This is a genomic window from Paenibacillus sp. ISL-20, from assembly GCF_018613005.1.
Taxonomy (GTDB): domain Bacteria; phylum Bacillota; class Bacilli; order Paenibacillales; family Paenibacillaceae; genus Paenibacillus_AQ.
On the sequence record NZ_JAGGRD010000045.1, the window covers coordinates 1 to 17,402 of the forward strand.

Consider the following 17,402-nt stretch of genomic DNA (forward strand, 5'->3'; position numbering starts at 1 on the left):
TGATTTACTGTTGACAGTCCATACATGGGATTATGATTATTAAAATGACACATGAAAATATTGAGGATTTTAATAAGTCTAATGAAGACTTAACTGTATTCGGAAGGATAATTCCTAAATACGAAGACGATATTTGGACTTACACGGAAGAACTATTCTCTGAACAATATACTAAGGGATATGACAATGAAGACATCGACGTAAGTTATATAGATAACGATAAAAAAGCTGTCTACTTCTATTATGTTGACAATAATTGTGTAGGTCAAATACAACTTAGTACTCATTGGAATGGCTATGCTTTATTAGAAGATATCGCTGTTGCAAAGAATTGGAGAAACAAAGGGATTGGGAAAATACTACTAGAGAGAGCAATTGAATGGGCAAAGGAGAATAAACTTATCGGTCTTATGCTCGAAACTCAAGATGTTAATATTTCAGCATGTAGGTTTTACTCCAAGAACAATTTTATTATCGGTGGAGTTGATAATATGCTTTATTCAAAATTTCCGACAGCTAATGAAAAAGCAGTATTCTGGTATAACAAATTTGAAGATTGATAAAGATTGAAGCAATTTGAAGATGGGCAAGGAAATCGCATAACAATGCGTTTGCGCAGCGGTCAGGCTGATGCCCGTGGGCTGCTGAGAGACCTCGAGGAAGAGGTTTCTTGCAGACCGTTATATGAGAGATCTGTAATACAATTAAGCGAGGATACTATGTGGCGAAGCCACTTAGTCGCTGTGCCCCATTAAGCCACTCGGACTCAAGAACACAACCACGTTAGGTGAAACCATGTATAATAAATAGATCAAACCAAAGAAGAGGCGATATTTTGCTTGTTATCCGATCAACAAAGAAGTTGTTAAGGGATATGAAAATCGATAAAACCATAACCACAATTGACATAGCTGATCCGTTCTTTAGTTGGCATGCTAATCTCGTTTTTGTGAACAAACGGAAGCATATCGTTTTAATAAATGATTTGTCGAGATTGAGTTTGACTTTAGCAGGAATTAGAAGTACCCAATACAAAAACCTGGAGAATATATTTAAGGAACAATTAAAGAATTATCTAATATCTGAAAACATTAACAATTCAACAATTAATGAATACCTAAACGAGTGTAATGAAGCTGTTTATACAACAACTAACAATAGAAGTATTATCGGAACACTAAATGATATTGTTCTAATCATGCAGGAAGTAGGAAAGGAATTTGATAATTATTATGATTTAAATAGATGGAATAATGGTAGAGTTTACAAATCGATAGATCTAAATAATCAACGAGAATATCTTAGACCTATAGATTTATTTAATAAGGAATTAGAAAAACGATACATAGGATTATTTGACAGTTAATGAATCAAGGTTAATAAAATCGTCTAACATTACGTTCCCGAGCGGGGCAAATAGCTCCCCGGTCCTGTATGCCTGATGGAGATATCGCAACCTGAGTACCTGAACCCTAAACCAAAGGAGAAAAAAATGAACAACATTAAAAGCTTTCTGAGAGATGTAAGAGATAATAATTATAAGGTTCCTGAGGGAACAGATATTGATCAAGTAGTTCAAGAAATGATTCAACACATTGGGTCGATCGATGAGGAATTAAGGGATCAGCTCATTTATGGAACTTTAAGTAAATGGATAATGAATCAAGAACTAAGTATAGAAACAGTAAGAAAAGTATTATACGTTACCTTAGATGATGATCATTTATTCTATGGAATAGGGGATAACGATCAAGATACCGTATTTACGCGTTCTTTTTCAGTATTGTTCATACCACTTGCTTTACATTACAACGATATCTCCAATTATTTAACTGAAACGGATTATGAATATATTTACTCTAGAGTGACTTTATATTTTGAACTTGAAAAGGATTTTAGAGGATATGTATTAGACAAGGGATGGGCACATTCGATTGCACATTCAGCTGATGCTTTAGATTCAATTGTCGCTTCGACCTATTATTCTCATGAACAGATATTGTTTATTTTAGAATTGGTAGGGGCAAAGGCTTGTGTTAATAACTATTATTTTACAAACGGTGAAGATGAAAGGATAGCCGAAGTCGTTCTTCAAATTGTAAAGCGTAATACTCTAAAGAAAAATATTATAATTAACTGGGTGCAACAACTTGGAGGCTTTGAAAGATTGGGAATATATCCTCAAGATGAGATTATAAGAGGAAATATCAAAAACCTTTTACGAAGTGTCTATTTTAAATTACTGGATATTAGCGGATCTGAAGTTATAACAAATGAAATAATAAAAACATTAAAACAGCTTTAAAAAAACAAATCTAATTCTAGCTAAATCGAAGAAGTCCCGAACATCCGATAACAACATATTCACGCTGCGAGTAGTTGGTTAAAGAATCTCACAGAAGTTGAGTACGTCATACAACACCATATTCACGCATCGGGGGCAATGCCCCTTGGTCCGGCCGGAGTTGAAGAGGATTCGACTGGAGCGAGCTCAGATAACAGGGCGGAATCAGCTGGACACATCGATCTCCCTAAGATAGGAACGATCTATGGGAGATCGACGTCGTGAATACAAGAAAGTTAGGTGAAACCTGCGAAAGAGCATTTAGAAACAAAAATACCTTAGATCATAATTATATCAATCGATTAAGGAGAGACTTTTATGAATCCACCCAAGCATATTGTTTCGGCAGCTGCCATTGTAATAAATGAAAAAAACGAATTGTTGCTTATTAAAGGACCAAGAAGAGGCTGGGAGATGCCTGGTGGTCAAGTTGAAGTAGGAGAATCTTTAAGTCACGCAGCCATAAGAGAAACCAAAGAGGAGTCAGGGATAGACATAGAAATTATCAAATTCTGTGGAATATTTCAGAACGTAGGAAATTCAATTTGCAATACACTATTTTTAGCGAAGCCTATAGGTGGAGAATTAATACAATCATCAGAGAGCTTGGAGTCAGGCTTTTTTCCAATAGAAGAAGCACTGAAAAAAGTTGAATGGAAAGATTTTAGACAAAGAATTGAGTACTGTTTAAGCCCAGAAACGCAACCGTTTTGTATTGAATTTAATGACGAGAAGAATATATGAGAGTATAGAGTATATAAAGACGCTGCATACATCATCTAACCATATGCTCACGCTGCACGACGTTCTGCACTCAGTCTGCTCGAGGCATTAAAATCTTTAGAAGTACTTGAAATGCACAATTTCTATGTTATGATGATCAACAATAAGAGCGGATCTCTACTGAGATCTGCTCTTATATTTTTTATAGGAGATGATGTAGATGCAAAGACCTTTAGTAGTTGCAGTTAGCGGTTATTCCGGGTCTGGAAAGAGTACATTGGTTATTGAATTAGCTAAAGAGCTACTGTCTTGCGTAACATTGTTTTTCGATGACTACGTACCAAGAAAAGACTTTCCAGAGAGTATTGTTAGTTGGATTCACAGTGGAGGAGATCCAAATGAAATTAAAACACCATTGCTTAGAGAACATTTAATCTGTCTTATAAATGGTGAATCCGTAATCCTAAATAAGGGAATTGGTTGGGCAGAAGAGTATGGTAATTTGAAACCAAAAGAAAAACTAGAATTAAAACCAGGTGAGATCATATTACTTGAAGAGCCTTTTGGAAAGGAAAGGGATGAAGTGGCAGATCTCATAGATTTAGTAATTTACCTGGATGTTAGTCCCGAGGTATCTCTTGGAAGAAGAATCTATGATCTGATTAAGAACTTAAAGCATGATCCGGAAGTTTTAATAAGCTTGCTGGATCATTTTTTATCGGATTATTTATATGGAGGAGTCAAGGAGATGTATTTACTCAATGGAATCCGGGTAAAGGAAAAGGCAGATCTCATAATTGATGCAAATCAAGAAAAAAATAGCGTGGTAGAGCAAGTAAAAAGAGAAATACTTAGAACAATTAGAAATCTTTAAATGTATAATCAGGAAGAAGTATACTTCAACTAACAATCACTTCACACATTATGGCTATCGCCCCTTGGTTGATAGATGTATAATCATGGAAGAAATGAGGTGCATGAATGCTTTTTCATTTTAGCGAAGAGGCTGATATTGAAATCTTCATCCCAAGAGAAAAACAGAATCGACCGGATTTCCCGGCAGTTGTTTGGGCAATCGATGCGGAACATGAATTCTCCTACTACTTCCCAAGGGATTGTCCGCGAATCGTATGTAGAAGAACAGAGGATATCAGCGAGAGAAACAATGAGTTATTTTTTAATAATACGTTGGCTGACATCATTGTAACTGTAGAAAATGATTGGTATGTAAGAATCGTTCAGCAAACGTTGTATAAGTACCAATTTGAAGACGAGGGGTTTGAAGTTTTTGATAAGACTGCAGGATATTATATTTCCGATCAAACCGTAAAACCAATGGGTATAGAGAAGATTGATCGACTGGTTGAGAGACTGTTAAGTAAGGGAATTGAATTAAGGTTTACACCCAATTTATGTCCTCTTAGGGAATCAATTATTTCTTCAGATTTTAATGAATACGGAATACATAGGTTTAATAATGCCAAGAAATTGTAGGAGGGAGCAGATGCTCCGTAAACTAGCAGATGCTCCGTAAACTAGCAGATCTAGAACCTGCAGTTGTTAGTTAGTGTTCTGAAGCTTTTGACGATATTCATGTAATTCTTTTTGAAAACGATAAAAAGGACCTGATAACATTTTAATGCTTCTTTTAAGGCTGATTTGCTTTTTTGGATCATCTTCAAAATACTCCAATTGGTCAATATTTTTATCTATTTTTTCCCGAAGCGTAAGTATGAACCCAATCGCAATGTGAGTTCTGGCTAACTCCTGAAGATCAGCAGCCAAAGCTTCGCTAAGATTTCGAATGTCCGGAAGGTGTAACGACTTTTCCATGAAGAAAACTTCTGGGGTGAAATCCTCACGAAAATCTTGTCCCGGTACTTGGTCCCAAAAGTCATTCCATTCTCGTAACAGGCCTGTTTCATACAACAAAAATTTAAGAAACCCACATAACCATGCCGTACAACTTGTATTACGTTGCTGGCATCCAATTCCGTCCGCAAGATGCCTGCAACCATTACAGCAGGAGCCTCCATTGGCAATGCAGACTTTGCAAATAGGATCGGATCCGACCTCATGCAGAGCTTGAATACCAACCGTAATGACTGCTTGTCTGCTCACTTTTTTTAATAAAGAAGTCGATGGGTGAATGGATGGCGAATCTTGTTGAGATGGATCATTAACCATAAAGCCTGACATTCGCATCCACTCCTCATTTATTAATGACATAAAATCAAATATTCAAAAATTTGAATATAAAGGGTATTATACGATAGTTGCAACCAAATCACAATCGATGCTCATGCGTTTCTTTTTTACGCGATGTTTGGTATACGGTTGTGTTATTATATTCATATATTCAAAAGTTTAGCCACTAAGGGAGTATAGCCATGAACCAAAATCAAAATATTCAACAGTTTAAAGCCGATTTTTTTAAAGCGCTGGCTCATCCGATGAGAATTCGAATTCTTGAGGTGCTGAGCGAAGGAGATAAAAACGTCAACGAATTGCAAAGTATTTTGGGTTCAGAAGGTTCAGCCGTTTCTCAACAATTGTCAGTATTACGAAATAAAAATGTAGTTACTGGCTTAAAAGACGGAACATCGGTCATTTATTCCTTACGTGACCCGTTGATTAAAGAATTGCTAGCTGTTACAAAGCAGATATTCGATAATCATCTCGTTGATGCGATTTCTTTGCTTGAGGTCATCCGAAATGAACCATAACTAAAAAAACAAGGGCATCCGTGAGCAATACTCAGGAGCACCTTGTTTTTTTCGTTTATAGAATAGACGATTTTAGCGATTGACATTATTCATTGGCAGGAGTAACATCTCACATATATTCAAATAATCAAATATATGAAAAAAGAAGGTAAAGCAGATGAAATGGACGGGAAGATTTGAGGGATATCATGCATCCGCATTTCGTAAAGATCTTATTTCAGGCCTGATTGTTGGTATTATCGCCATTCCATTAGGAATGGCGTTTGCTATTGCTGCTGGTGTCAAACCTGAGTATGGCATTTATACAACCATCGTTGCCGGTATTTTAATTTCTTTGCTCGGAGGCTCTAAATTTCAAATTGGGGGGCCGACCGGTGCATTCATCCCCATCCTTTTCGCTATAGTCATGCAATATGGATACGAAAATTTGCTGATTGCCGGATTCATGGCTGGCATCATCCTTGTCTTAATGGGATTATGTAAACTTGGTGCGTTGATTAAGTTTATTCCTCGCCCGGTAACCATTGGATTTACGGCTGGAATCGCAGTAATTATCTTCAGCGGACAAATTGCTAATTTTTTGGGTCTAAGTGGCATCGAGAAACATGAAAATTTTCTGCCCAACATGAAGGAAATTGTGATGCATCTGACAACCACGAATATCTACAGCGTCATAACAGCCGGGGTTTGTTTGGTTGTCCTTCTCCTTACACCCAGAATGATGCCGAAGGTTCCGGGTTCCTTAGTGGGGCTTGTTGTATCCAGTGTGGTTGCGGCTGTGTTCTTCAAAGGTGATGTAGCAACGATTGGATCATCATTCGGAGCAATTCCTAGTACATTACCTCAATTCCATTTTCCGCAAATAACCTGGGACCGTATTGTAATGCTGATTCGTCCCGCTTTTATTATCGCGATGTTGGGTGGTATTGAGTCTTTGTTATCGGCAGTTGTCGCTGATGGCATGACCGGCAGTCGTCATCATAGCAATCGTGAACTGATTGGGCAAGGCATCGCGAATATGGTGACACCTCTATTTGGAGGTATTCCAGCAACTGGTGCCATTGCACGGACAGCAACCAATATCAAAAACGGTGCTGTCTCGCCTATGTCCGGAATAATACATGGTATTGTTGTTTTTTTGGTACTCATTTTGTTTGCACCTTATGCATCTGAGATTCCACTTGCCAGTATGGCTCCCATCCTGATGCTCGTTGCTTGGAATATGAGCGAACGGAAAGAATTTGCTCACGTCTTGAAAACCAAAACGAGCGATTCCATTGTACTCCTTATAACATTTATCCTAACCGTATTTACAAATTTAACGACTGCTGTTGAAGTGGGATTAATCTTGGCTGTCATTCTGTTTGTGAAACGAATGAGTGACGTTTTGAGAGTAACTAAAGTGCTTCCCGATCCAGCTGATAACCATGAAAAAGTAAAGGCACACATGGTAACCGAGGGGCATGATTGTCCCCAAATCGGTATGTACACAATTGAAGGTCCGCTCTTTTTTGGTGCCGCGAACATGTTTGAGAAGTCGATCATGGATACGATTCATCAAAGACCTAGAGTCTTACTTCTACGCATGGGGAAAGTACCCTTTATGGATACAACAGGGGAGCACAATTTAACCAGCTTGGTTAAACACTTCGAGAAGTTTGGTGGGATGGTTCTTATTACAGGTGTCCAACCACAGCCTATGGAAGTATTGAAGAGAACTGGTTTGTTTGATCTTATCGGGGCGGCTCACTTCTTTGGGCATACGGGTGAGGCGATTGATTACGCATTATCCCGATTGGATCATAACCAATGTTTAGGATGTAAACATTTTGCTTTCCGCGAATGTACAGCATTATCGAGCAAGGAACTCCAAAAGGAAGCGATACAAGGAGCTCGTTGCTTAGATACAGCAAGTCGATGAAATTATATGATCTGTGGTTTCAGCTGTAACTTAAACCAGCGTGTGCCAATGTGGTATCGGCACGCGCTGGTTTGTATAGCTATTAACATGATTCAAATTCGCTAGAAGTTAGGAACCAATCGAACAAGTTTATCCGGAGTGCCGTCACCATTTTTGTCGCCATTGTTACTGGTAACGAAATAAAGCGAACCGTCCGGCGCTTCGACAATGTCGCGAATGCGGCCGTATTTATTCACAAACAGATAATTAAGATCACTACTGTTGATCGTCGGCTTTCCGTTCTGCTCTCCAATGACCATGCGGATGATCTGTTTACCTTTTAGGTTGGTAACAAGAAGATTGCCTGCCCATGGCCCTTGAGTTACAAAGGTCATGCCGGAGGGAGCCCAGGTTGTACCGCTTGCATATATCAGTGGAGGCGTGATGCCCGCTTGATTCTGATTTCCGCCGTCATATTTAGGCCAGCCGTAGTTGTTACCGGGCTCTATGAAGTTGATTTCGTCCTTAGAGGATTCACCATGCTCCGATTCAAAGAGACGGTTCGTTCCAGGCTGCCATGCTAATCCTTGAGGGTTCCGGTGTCCACGGCTATAGATTGGAGAAGAGGCGCCAAATGGATTGTCGGCAGGAATGGTACCATCCAAATTCAGGCGGAATATCTTCCCTCCGAGGTAAGAGAGTGTATCATCTTTATTTCCGTAGTTGCCGTCACCGAAATACAGTTTGTTGTCCGGGCCTATTTTCAAGCGGCCGCCATTGTGATAGACCGCACCAGGAAGATTAGTGATCAGAACCTTGTCAATTGTAGCTTTGTTGTTATTCTCTTTAAGACGAACAACCCTGTTGGCTACTTTGTTGTCGGATGTTTTGTAGGAATGATAGATATACATGTAATGATTGGTGGCAAAATTAGGATCAAGCGCCAGTCCCAATAAGCCGCCTTCACTCTTAGGCATATAATAAAAAGGAGAACTGAGCGTAATGACCGGCGTTGATTTCAAATTCCCGTTCTCAACGACACGAACTCTGCCGCTGTTGCGTTCCGTGAAGAAGATCCGTCCATCCGGAGCGAAATCGATAGCCCATGGCGTTTCCAAGTTGTTAGCGACAACCTCTGGTGTATATGGATCGGAAGAGGCAGGGTTCGTTTTAACCGACAACGCCTGGCTGTCCACAGATATATTTCCTGCTAAATCCCTGGCTTTAACGGTGAAGCTGTATGTGGTATTTGCCGTAAGCCCTGTTACCTTGAAGGATGTGGCAGACGTGTTGCCTGCTAATGAGCCATTTCTATAAATATCGTACTCGTACACGCCTACGTCATCTGTTGATGCCGTCCAGGTCAAATGGACTGATGAAGATGTTTTGCTTGAGCTTACAAGTTCTGTTGGGGCAGTCGGTGCCTGAGTATCGGTTTGGTTCGTCGTTTTCACGGTGAGAGGACTGCTGGCATTGGAAATATTCCCTGCTGTATCTCTTGCCCTGACCGTGAAATTATATGTGGTATTCGGGGTTAAACCGGTAAAGGTGTAGGAAATATCCGTTACATTCGCTTGCGCCAACACATCGTCTTTATACACGTCATAATCTTTCACGCCAACATCATCCAATGATGCTGTCCAGGATATACTTGCCGTTGTATCGGTTACACTGGTTGCTTGCAAGTGGGTCGGTTCGGTAGGCGGGTATACATCACCTGACGCATTTACCTTCACCTTGTCAAAAATAGCCGTGCTTAATTTAGACTCATTATGGCTGCTGACAGCCAATCCTACATACAACGAGGCATTCATGTTTAGAGTCACATTGCCTAAATCTCCCCAGTTCAATCCGTTGTTGGATACATATCCTTTGATGACGTTGCCTTTACGTTCTAGCTTTATCCAGGCTGGGCTGGTCGATGCAATTTTCTCGCTTTGGGAAGTTCCGCCTGTTTCGGCCCGGTACTGGAATGTGAACCCGTTCGAAGGCGTCAACAGCAAATCGACATGCTTGGAATCAGCATTCAGCGTTTCCCTTATCATGATACCGGCCTTCGCGAATTCGTGTGAATTGGTTTGAGAAGAGACAAGGGCGATAATTGCGCCGTCTCCCGTCCACGGCTGGTACACATAGTTAAACTGATCTGATTTACCCCAGATGTCCTTGCCCGCACCGCTTACGGAAAATTGATCAGCAGTTGGATCATAAGAAGCATTGCCCTTCACCGACGGTGAACCGATATTTTGTTGCTTCCACGGACTCGGCACAGCAGCAGCTGCCGTTTCTTCCTCAACCTCTGCCTCAGCAAAGCCCAATGTAGGAAATAATGTGATCAACATACAAATGCAGAGACTTAAGACCATCATTTTGCTTCGTGTGATCATCGCGACACTTCCTTTTTAATTTTTGGAATGACAACAGGGGAAGGCTTTGACAAGCAATGAATCATGAATTCCTCCTTTCCAAAAGTTAAACCGCTTATACTTTCGACTTCTACTTTACCACATTTGGATAAAAAAGGGTTTAATTTTTTGAATAAAATCCCAATGTATGGTTTCTGAGAAGAGAAGTTGATCTCTTCTGTAATTTCTGGCTGTCGCCTTCTTGTGGACAGATGTATAATCATGGAAGAAGCCCCGCTACAAGAACATATGATGGATGATCATTAACGGGAACTATGTAGTGGTCGTGCATCAAAGAGGTACCGATTGAATTGGAAAAGGAGCGAAATTAACACATGATTTTATGGTTTAAAAATCTTCCTGCAACAGATACTGATTTTTCTTCATGGATTCCTTTTATTCGAAAGCCTTGGTTCCGAACACATTATATGAAGTTTGTATATTTGTTAATGATAAGTATTGCATTAGCACCTGGCCTTGTTTTTGGCGTTGATTTAATCTCACAATTGATTACGGAAACCAATCCAGTATTTAGCAGTACCAGTAGTAGTGTTGTGTTTTATATAACATTAATCCTATTTAGTGCTTGTATATTCGTGATACATGAGTTCTTTCACATTATAGTTATCTATAAGCTTGGTGATATAAGTTTGACATTTAGCGGCATATTTTTTTGGCTTAGTACAGATACTCCCCTTTCTAAAAAGAGGTTTTGGTTATTCATGAGTCTTCCGCTTATGATGTTGTCTATAGTTCCAGCTTTTGCTTCAATAGGTATGAGCGGATTCATGAAATCACTCATGTTATATATTTGTTGGTTTAACATGGTCATATCATCTTCAGATATCATCAATTCTTTTTTAATTCTTATTAAACCTAAGAATAGTATATTTTGTAGAGGATACTACCGTTTGCAGTAATATCATCATGGACCGCAATAGCTTATAAAGCGAGGTGTAGCTGCATTGGAGTATTACTTCGGAATTGTCCCACCCATGGATATTCACGATAAAATTATAAAATTAAGAGACAAGTATAACGGTCATCAAAGTTCCGGACCCCACATTACGGTAAAAGCATCGTGTGGACTAACGGAAGATATAGGGTGGCTACCACCGTGTCAAAAGGTGATTTCGGAATTTGGTGATTTTCCAATACGTGTGGGAGACCTAAAATTTTTCGGGAATATGGATGTCCTTTATTTAGAAGTGAAATCCCATGAGTTAATAGAACTACATAAGAGACTTGTAACGATATTTAACCCCAATCAGGAACAAATCATGAAATGTTTTGAGTTAGAACGATACAAACCGCATATCACGGTTGCTCGAAAATCTGTAGTTTCTGACTCGATCATCGAAATGAAGAAAGAGCTGGAGTCGTATGTTAGCTCAGTTCAAGAATTTCAAGCAACTCATATCAGCTTGTTCTATAGAGCGGATAAAAAAGAGAAATATAAAAAAAGGGCTGATTTTGCCTAACGAGTTGATGCCTATGCCATTAAAGGAGGATTGTGACGAACATGATCATACTAATCAGCGGGAATAGCTGCACGGGGAAGACCTATATGGCGCAACAATTGCTGGAGAGGTATCACGTTCCATATCTTTCGATCGACCATTTGAAAATGGGATTATACAGAGCGGATATGAACTGTGGCTTCACCCCCTTGGATTCAACAGAGTTTATCGGTGAAAAATTATGGCCGATCCTCAAGGGGATCATCAAGACGAACATCGAGAATAATCAGAATCTAATCATTGAGGGCTGCTACATCCTGCCTCACCATCTTCAAGATATCGAGCCATCCTACTCAGCGCACATCATACCGGTATTCTTGGGGTTCTCAACCACGTATATTCAGCAAAACTTTCAATCCAACATCATTCAACATCGAAATGCTATCGAAACTCGGATGTATCCTGAAGAAGGAACGGTTACAGATTATATACAGGAGCATGATGCTTTCCGTGAAAAGTGTTTAGCTTCTGCTGTCCCTTATTTTGAAATTAAAGAAAACTACGAAGATGAGATTACAAAAGTATATGACTACATCGAGGGTGAGAAGCAGAAAATCGAAAGTGGAAATCGATAAATAACAAGTCGTGAAATATAAAGGATGAGCCCTATTTAATAATATGGAGTAGCCTATGAAAAAACAATTAATACTTGTCCTTGCAGTGGTCCTATCCATGTTTTTATTATTTCATGTTAATCAATGGATGAAGAATGAATATGAAATATGGACGACCATTGTAAATCGGGAGTGGGATGCAAAAGGGACGGGTGTGTATTTTTATGAAGAAAATAATCAAAAGTATGGTCTCTATATGATATATGGAAGTGGACTTCCAGTCATTTCTTCTCATAAATCAAAGGTCAGAATCATAAATGATCATGAGATTGAGATGGAGATTCCTGATCATCCCATGAATGTGCAGTCAACTGATCAAAAGCTACAAGTATCCAGATTAAAATGGAATCAGGGTAAGCTGACCATGGACGGGCTGACATTTGACGCTTCAGAGACTTCTGAGAAACATGAGTGGGTTTTAAATCTACGAGCGAAATAATATCGCTGTAATCAAGGAAAGGAAGGAGTTATGGAATTATTCTTATATCATTATTATGATGCAGCAAACGGACCCTTTCGAAATTTATCCACACTATCCATAGAAGAAGCGCAGCAAGTACAGAGAAGACTTCAACAAAATAAAAATATGTTTGCGAGTCAACGTGCAGATGATTATATCGTAATCCGACGTGGAATAGAGTCGTATGCAAAAGAGCTATTCATAGCCAAGGGTGGCAGGGCGATGAATAAATATCCACATTACATGACACTTGGCCCTTGTGAATGGATCAAGCGGTGGTATCAGAACGGGAGGGAAGTCAAGATTCCCCTCGATGATGTTGACCCCGAGACGATTAGTTTTACGTATGGTGACTTATTTCCCACAATGCGTTATAAAGACGGAAAGCCTTACAGAGGGAAGGTCTACTTAAAGAATGAAATCCTCCGGCTGGTGGACGAATATGGTTGGCCGCAAGAATGGAATAAAGATGGAGATCATGGACCAGAACGATATATAGAGGTGCAGGTATGGGACGATCGTGTGATCCGTCTTTTTTTGAATAATCTATAGGAATGAGATGAAGTTATAGAACCTAAAGAATGGTGGGAGTACATGCATGATCATAATTGATTTGTTAGAAAATGACATAGAAAAGATAAATCAAACAGCTAGGCTATTGCATGAGAGTTTTGAAGCATGGCCCACAATAGATTCTGCCATACGTGAAGTTTTCGAATCTCTTAGTGATGATTCAATTAGTAGAGTATTAGTTAATGGGGATGATGAAGTTATCGGGTGGATTGGCGGGAGAAGTCAGTATGACGGTAATGTGTGGGAACTGCATCCGTTAGTTATTAGAAAAGATGGTAGAATGCGAGGCTTTGGCAAGTTATTAGTGATCGATTTTGAACGTCAGGTCTACCAACGCGGAGGTATATCCATCATATTGGGTACGGATGATGAGTATAATCAAACCAGTCTAGCAAACGTGAATTTGTATGATGATATTCCGGCCCATCTATCCAATTTTGAAAGTCTAGATCACCCAGCGAACTTTTATAGAAAGTTAGGTTTTGTAATCGTCGGCGTTATACCAGATGCGAATGGAATAGGAAAACCGGATATTATTATGGCAAAGCGTGTTAAATCTGTAGATTAGATTAAAGTATAGAGTTTCCTAACGGATGCTGCTGCCGTTCAGTCCAAATTAATGGGACAATGAGGGCTCCAGACGCTGCAAAGCTATTGCAATTTTATCGATACTGAAGTCGACCAAGCATTGCTTGGGTTTGATGAACATGATAAACGGGAGGCGTTCTTATTGTTGATCTCACAGATGAATCCGGAGACATTAACGAGAGAACAGATCACAACGGTGGTATTCGGGGCGGAAACGGAAGCGGATGATGGTACGCAGTCCGGAGATTGTATCTTTGTGTTTGGCGGAAAAAACCTGGATCGAGTATGGAAAGCGGTTGAATTATACAAAAGTGGACGCGCCCCCTATCTATTATTAACTGGTGGAGACCGATTTGGCGAGTGGGAGCAACCCGAAGCAGTCATGATGCGGGATGAAGCGATAGAAATGGGTGTTCCGGCAGAATCCATTTTTATTGAAACGATGTCCAACCATACGAAGGAAAACATTATGGCCTCCCTAACCGTGCTTGACCGGGCATTGGGATTACAACGAATCCATCGACTCTTGCTCGTCAGTGCACCTGGTCATATGCGCAGATGTCAACTGATGCTCAGGACCTTTATGCCCCCTTGGTATGAGTATGTGTGGTGCCCGGACGATCGTTCTCTAGGAAGACGAGACAATTGGTGGACCAATCCTTTCGAAGAGAAGCGTGTACTGAGTGAGCTTAACAAAGTGATTGGCGGGGTAAAGGGCCGATATTTTGTTGATGCAGATATTGAGATTTGAAAATTATCAGGATTTCGCTGAGTATACCCAATCTTTAACTGTGACTAAGGTTCGAACCTGCTATATTGAAGCATGTTTGATAAGTATGCTACTTATTTGCGATTATTCGCTTTTAAGGGTCTTCCAGACTCCAACGGAGAAGGCGGAAGCATGCTGGAGAAGCGGAGCAGTCCCCTTTGCCCCCGGATTTCAACCTTGGAGAAGTACAATTAAGAAATCTGGGTGCAACAGGGATCGGAAGCATGATCCGCATGCGTGGTGCTGCCTGATGAAGAGTTGGGTTTTTATCACCATTCCATACGGCCGTGAGAGTGGCGAAATCTATCCGGGAGATTCTCGAAACATAACCCATAACCAAACTAACCATACAGCGGCCGTTTTCCTGAACACACTTCAAGGAGGACGGTTATTTTTATCTTGCAAAATAGGGAAGCAACCCTGGCCTAGGTCTTTTGAAAATCTTCTTACATAGACTAAATTGATCCTCCAGAGCTATTTATAATAATTAACATATAAAGTAAATTTTTAACATATAAATCAACTTGCGAAATATGTAAATGAATCAAAATTGAGTAAGTGAAATGGATCATTCTGGTTTTAGAGAATGTAACAGGACGTTTGTATTTTATACAGGAGGTGATGTTTGTCGTCTTATGCAAGATAGGGCTAAAGCTTAAATATCAATTATTGAGGAGGGATTAATGGATGAACAAGGGTTTATCCAGAGTGCTGGACAAATCGAGAGTGATGACGTTGCCTTTATTGGTTGTCGTGTCTATGATTATGAACTTTTTTCCCCTAGAGGTTTCTGCAGCAGAACGGGGTGCTTGGGCACCCAATGTGTCTTATGCCGTAAACGACAACGTGACATACGATGGGAAAGCGTATAAAGCTATTCAATCTCATACCTCATTACCCGGGTGGGAACCGCCTAATGTTCCTGCATTGTGGCAGTTTGTTCAAGGGGGTGGAGGTGGTGATACTGTAGCTCCGATAACCCCTATGAATGTAACTGTAAGCGCAGTCACCTCTTCAAGTGTTACTTTATCCTGGCAAGCATCTACGGACAATGTAGGCGTGACAGGATATGATGTATACCAAGGCTCAGCCCTTGCCACTTCTGTTACCGGTACGACAGCGACAATAATGGGTCTTTCACCGAAAACGACATATTCTTTTAAGGTCATTGCTAAGGATGCTGCCGGGAATCTTTCCCCTGCTAGTGCGACCGTGAATGCAACAACTACAGAAGGACCAGGCGGAGGTCCCCAACCGACGAAGCATATATTGACAGGGTACTGGCAGAACTTTGTCAATGGTGCCAGCAAATTGAAAGTGAGAGATATACCGGATCAGTACGACATCATTGTGTTAGCGTTTGCCGAGATGGACCCTGCTAACCCTGGTGGTGTCACTTTCACTGTAGATTCTGCGCTATCCGCTGCTCTTGGTGGGTACACAAATGCTGAACTGATCGCGGATATTCAGGCTAAACGTGCTCAAGGTAAGAAGGTCATTATATCCGTTGGAGGGGAAAAGGGGAACATTAATTTGAATAACCCTTCCCCGAATGTAGCGAACTTTGTGAACAGCATGTACGGAATCATCACTCAATTTGGACTTGATGGTATAGACATTGATCTGGAGCATGGCATGAATGTACCTAACTTAACCAATGCGATCCGTCAACTGAAACAAAAAGCAGGAAATGATTTTGTTCTGACGATGGCTCCCCAAACGATAGACATGCAGAATCCAAACACCTCCTATATGCAGCTGTATAACAATCTAAAGGATATTACAACCGTAATTAACGTCCAGTATTATAATTCCGGATGCATGCTAGGTCGTGACGGAAAGTGCTATTCTCAAGGCACTGTTGATTTCCTTACGGCTCTTTCGGACTTAACGCTGCAGTGGGTATCACCTTCCCAATTGGGATTGGGCGTGCCTGCTACCTCTTCAGCAGCTGGAGGCGGATATGTATCTCCAACGGTCGTAAATAATGCCCTCAATTGTCTAGCAACTGGAAACAGCTGTGGAAGTTATAAGCCCGTTGCTAAATACCCTGATATACGGGGAGCAATGACTTGGTCCATTAACTGGGATGCCACCACGAATTACACGCTTGCCAAAACGGTGAGACCATTCTTGAACACGCTGCCTTAACTTAAGGATACTGTGCAATGAGTACAACGTGCGTACTGCTCCTTGTGCGCACGTCGCGTGGTCCGGAGCTGTGTGGATGGCTGTCGACCATTAAGTAGATTATAGTTATCAAAAAGGAAACCTCTCTTTGATATGTGGTGGTATAAAACCATCATTAACATGGAGAGGTTTCTGTTTGGTTTTTTTGCCGAAACTAGACGGTCGTGGTGCGCTCGTTAGTATGATTTTTCGAACAAAACTCGAGGTTTGCCGCCGGCGGTGTGTCTATTTTGTACGATATTTCGCACAAATGCTGAGTCTGGTTGCTTGCGGTATGCCCTTTTGTACGAAATATCGTACAAAAGCTAAACCTGTCCGCCCACGGCAAGCCCAATTGTACGATATATCGCACAAATGCCGAGTCTGGTTGCTGACGGCAAGCCCAATTGTACGATATATCGCACAAATGCCGAGTCTGGTTGCTGACGGCAAGCCCAATTGTACGATATATCGTACAAATGATGAATCTGGTTGCTTGCGGTATGCCCAATTGTACGATATATCGTACAAAAGCTGAGTCTGGTTGCTGACGGCAAGCCCGATTGTACGATATTTCGCACAAATGCTGAATCTGGTTGCTTGCGGTATGC

At 40.6% G+C, this 17,402-nt stretch carries 19 protein-coding genes; 16 read left to right on the forward strand and 3 right to left on the reverse strand.

Features of this window, described 5'->3' with window-relative positions; genetic code table 11:
* Positions 1–32: 32 nt before the first annotated feature.
* The 6 genes from J7E85_RS24620 to J7E85_RS24645 all read left to right on the forward strand — a co-directional run bounded on the left by J7E85_RS24620 (position 33) and on the right by J7E85_RS24645 (position 4,561).
* Positions 33–560 carry a GNAT family N-acetyltransferase gene (locus J7E85_RS24620; protein WP_215162475.1) on the forward strand — a complete coding sequence of 176 codons (528 nt, stop codon included), beginning with the start codon at positions 33–35 and terminating at the stop codon, positions 558–560.
* A 227-nt stretch (positions 561–787) separates the two neighbouring features.
* Positions 788–1,366 (forward strand): DUF6933 domain-containing protein, encoded by a 579-nt coding sequence (locus J7E85_RS24625; protein ID WP_483311341.1) that lies wholly within the window; start codon positions 788–790, stop codon positions 1,364–1,366.
* 126 nt (positions 1,367–1,492) lie between these two features.
* Positions 1,493–2,305, forward strand: a complete 813-nt coding sequence (locus J7E85_RS24630; RefSeq protein ID WP_215162480.1) for a DUF2785 domain-containing protein — start codon at positions 1,493–1,495, stop codon at positions 2,303–2,305.
* A 357-nt stretch (positions 2,306–2,662) separates the two neighbouring features.
* Positions 2,663–3,088 (forward strand): NUDIX hydrolase, encoded by a 426-nt coding sequence (locus J7E85_RS24635; RefSeq protein WP_215162482.1) that lies wholly within the window; start codon positions 2,663–2,665, stop codon positions 3,086–3,088.
* A gap of 199 nt (positions 3,089–3,287) precedes the next feature.
* Positions 3,288–3,941 carry a uridine kinase family protein gene (locus tag J7E85_RS24640; RefSeq protein WP_215162484.1) on the forward strand — a complete coding sequence of 218 codons (654 nt, stop codon included), beginning with the start codon at positions 3,288–3,290 and terminating at the stop codon, positions 3,939–3,941.
* A gap of 107 nt (positions 3,942–4,048) precedes the next feature.
* Complete coding sequence (locus J7E85_RS24645) at positions 4,049–4,561, forward strand: DUF6886 family protein (protein ID WP_215162486.1); 513 nt, start codon at positions 4,049–4,051, stop codon at positions 4,559–4,561.
* Between the two features lie 66 nt (positions 4,562–4,627).
* Here J7E85_RS24645 and J7E85_RS24650 read toward each other — a convergent pair whose 3' ends face one another.
* Positions 4,628–5,266: a hypothetical protein gene (locus J7E85_RS24650; RefSeq protein ID WP_215162488.1), complete on the reverse strand. Its 639-nt coding sequence runs from the start codon at positions 5,264–5,266 to the stop codon at positions 4,628–4,630.
* Between the two features lie 191 nt (positions 5,267–5,457).
* Between J7E85_RS24650 and J7E85_RS24655 the strand changes: the two genes are divergently transcribed.
* Together J7E85_RS24655 and J7E85_RS24660 are read left to right on the forward strand one after the other, a co-directional pair.
* Entirely contained in the window at positions 5,458–5,793 is a 336-nt protein-coding gene (locus J7E85_RS24655; RefSeq protein ID WP_076321867.1) for an ArsR/SmtB family transcription factor, read from the forward strand.
* Between the two features lie 157 nt (positions 5,794–5,950).
* The gene (locus J7E85_RS24660; RefSeq protein ID WP_215162495.1) at positions 5,951–7,714 is read left to right on the forward strand and encodes a SulP family inorganic anion transporter; all 1,764 of its coding nucleotides are present in this window, start codon (positions 5,951–5,953) and stop codon (positions 7,712–7,714) included.
* Positions 7,715–7,815: 101 nt separating this feature from the next.
* Here J7E85_RS24660 and J7E85_RS24665 read toward each other — a convergent pair whose 3' ends face one another.
* On the reverse strand, positions 7,816–10,080 hold the full coding sequence (locus tag J7E85_RS24665) for a PQQ-dependent sugar dehydrogenase (protein WP_215162497.1): 2,265 nt from the start codon (positions 10,078–10,080) through the stop codon (positions 7,816–7,818).
* Between the two features lie 353 nt (positions 10,081–10,433).
* Between J7E85_RS24665 and J7E85_RS24670 the strand changes: the two genes are divergently transcribed.
* The 8 genes from J7E85_RS24670 (at position 10,434) to J7E85_RS24705 (ending at position 16,773) form a co-directional block, all read left to right on the forward strand.
* Complete coding sequence (locus J7E85_RS24670) at positions 10,434–11,018, forward strand: DUF3267 domain-containing protein (protein ID WP_215162499.1); 585 nt, start codon at positions 10,434–10,436, stop codon at positions 11,016–11,018.
* Between the two features lie 75 nt (positions 11,019–11,093).
* Positions 11,094–11,579, forward strand: a complete 486-nt coding sequence (locus tag J7E85_RS24675) for a 2'-5' RNA ligase family protein (protein ID WP_215162501.1) — start codon at positions 11,094–11,096, stop codon at positions 11,577–11,579.
* A 41-nt stretch (positions 11,580–11,620) separates the two neighbouring features.
* Positions 11,621–12,193 (forward strand): P-loop nucleotide/nucleoside kinase family protein, encoded by a 573-nt coding sequence (locus J7E85_RS24680; protein ID WP_215162503.1) that lies wholly within the window; start codon positions 11,621–11,623, stop codon positions 12,191–12,193.
* A 55-nt stretch (positions 12,194–12,248) separates the two neighbouring features.
* Positions 12,249–12,671, forward strand: coding sequence for a hypothetical protein (locus tag J7E85_RS24685; RefSeq protein ID WP_215162506.1), 423 nt, complete (start codon positions 12,249–12,251; stop codon positions 12,669–12,671).
* 30 nt (positions 12,672–12,701) lie between these two features.
* Positions 12,702–13,244: a hypothetical protein gene (locus J7E85_RS24690; RefSeq protein WP_215162508.1), complete on the forward strand. Its 543-nt coding sequence runs from the start codon at positions 12,702–12,704 to the stop codon at positions 13,242–13,244.
* Between the two features lie 46 nt (positions 13,245–13,290).
* On the forward strand, positions 13,291–13,833 hold the full coding sequence (locus tag J7E85_RS24695; RefSeq protein ID WP_215162510.1) for a GNAT family N-acetyltransferase: 543 nt from the start codon (positions 13,291–13,293) through the stop codon (positions 13,831–13,833).
* A 162-nt stretch (positions 13,834–13,995) separates the two neighbouring features.
* A complete protein-coding gene (locus J7E85_RS24700; RefSeq protein WP_215162512.1) occupies positions 13,996–14,604 on the forward strand; it encodes a YdcF family protein in 609 nt (202 codons plus the stop codon).
* Between the two features lie 705 nt (positions 14,605–15,309).
* The gene (locus J7E85_RS24705; RefSeq protein ID WP_215162513.1) at positions 15,310–16,773 is read left to right on the forward strand and encodes a chitinase; all 1,464 of its coding nucleotides are present in this window, start codon (positions 15,310–15,312) and stop codon (positions 16,771–16,773) included.
* A gap of 344 nt (positions 16,774–17,117) precedes the next feature.
* Here the strand turns inward: J7E85_RS24705 and J7E85_RS24710 are convergent.
* A partial coding sequence (locus tag J7E85_RS24710; protein ID WP_215162515.1) for a hypothetical protein occupies positions 17,118–17,402 on the reverse strand: 285 nt, incomplete at its 5' end.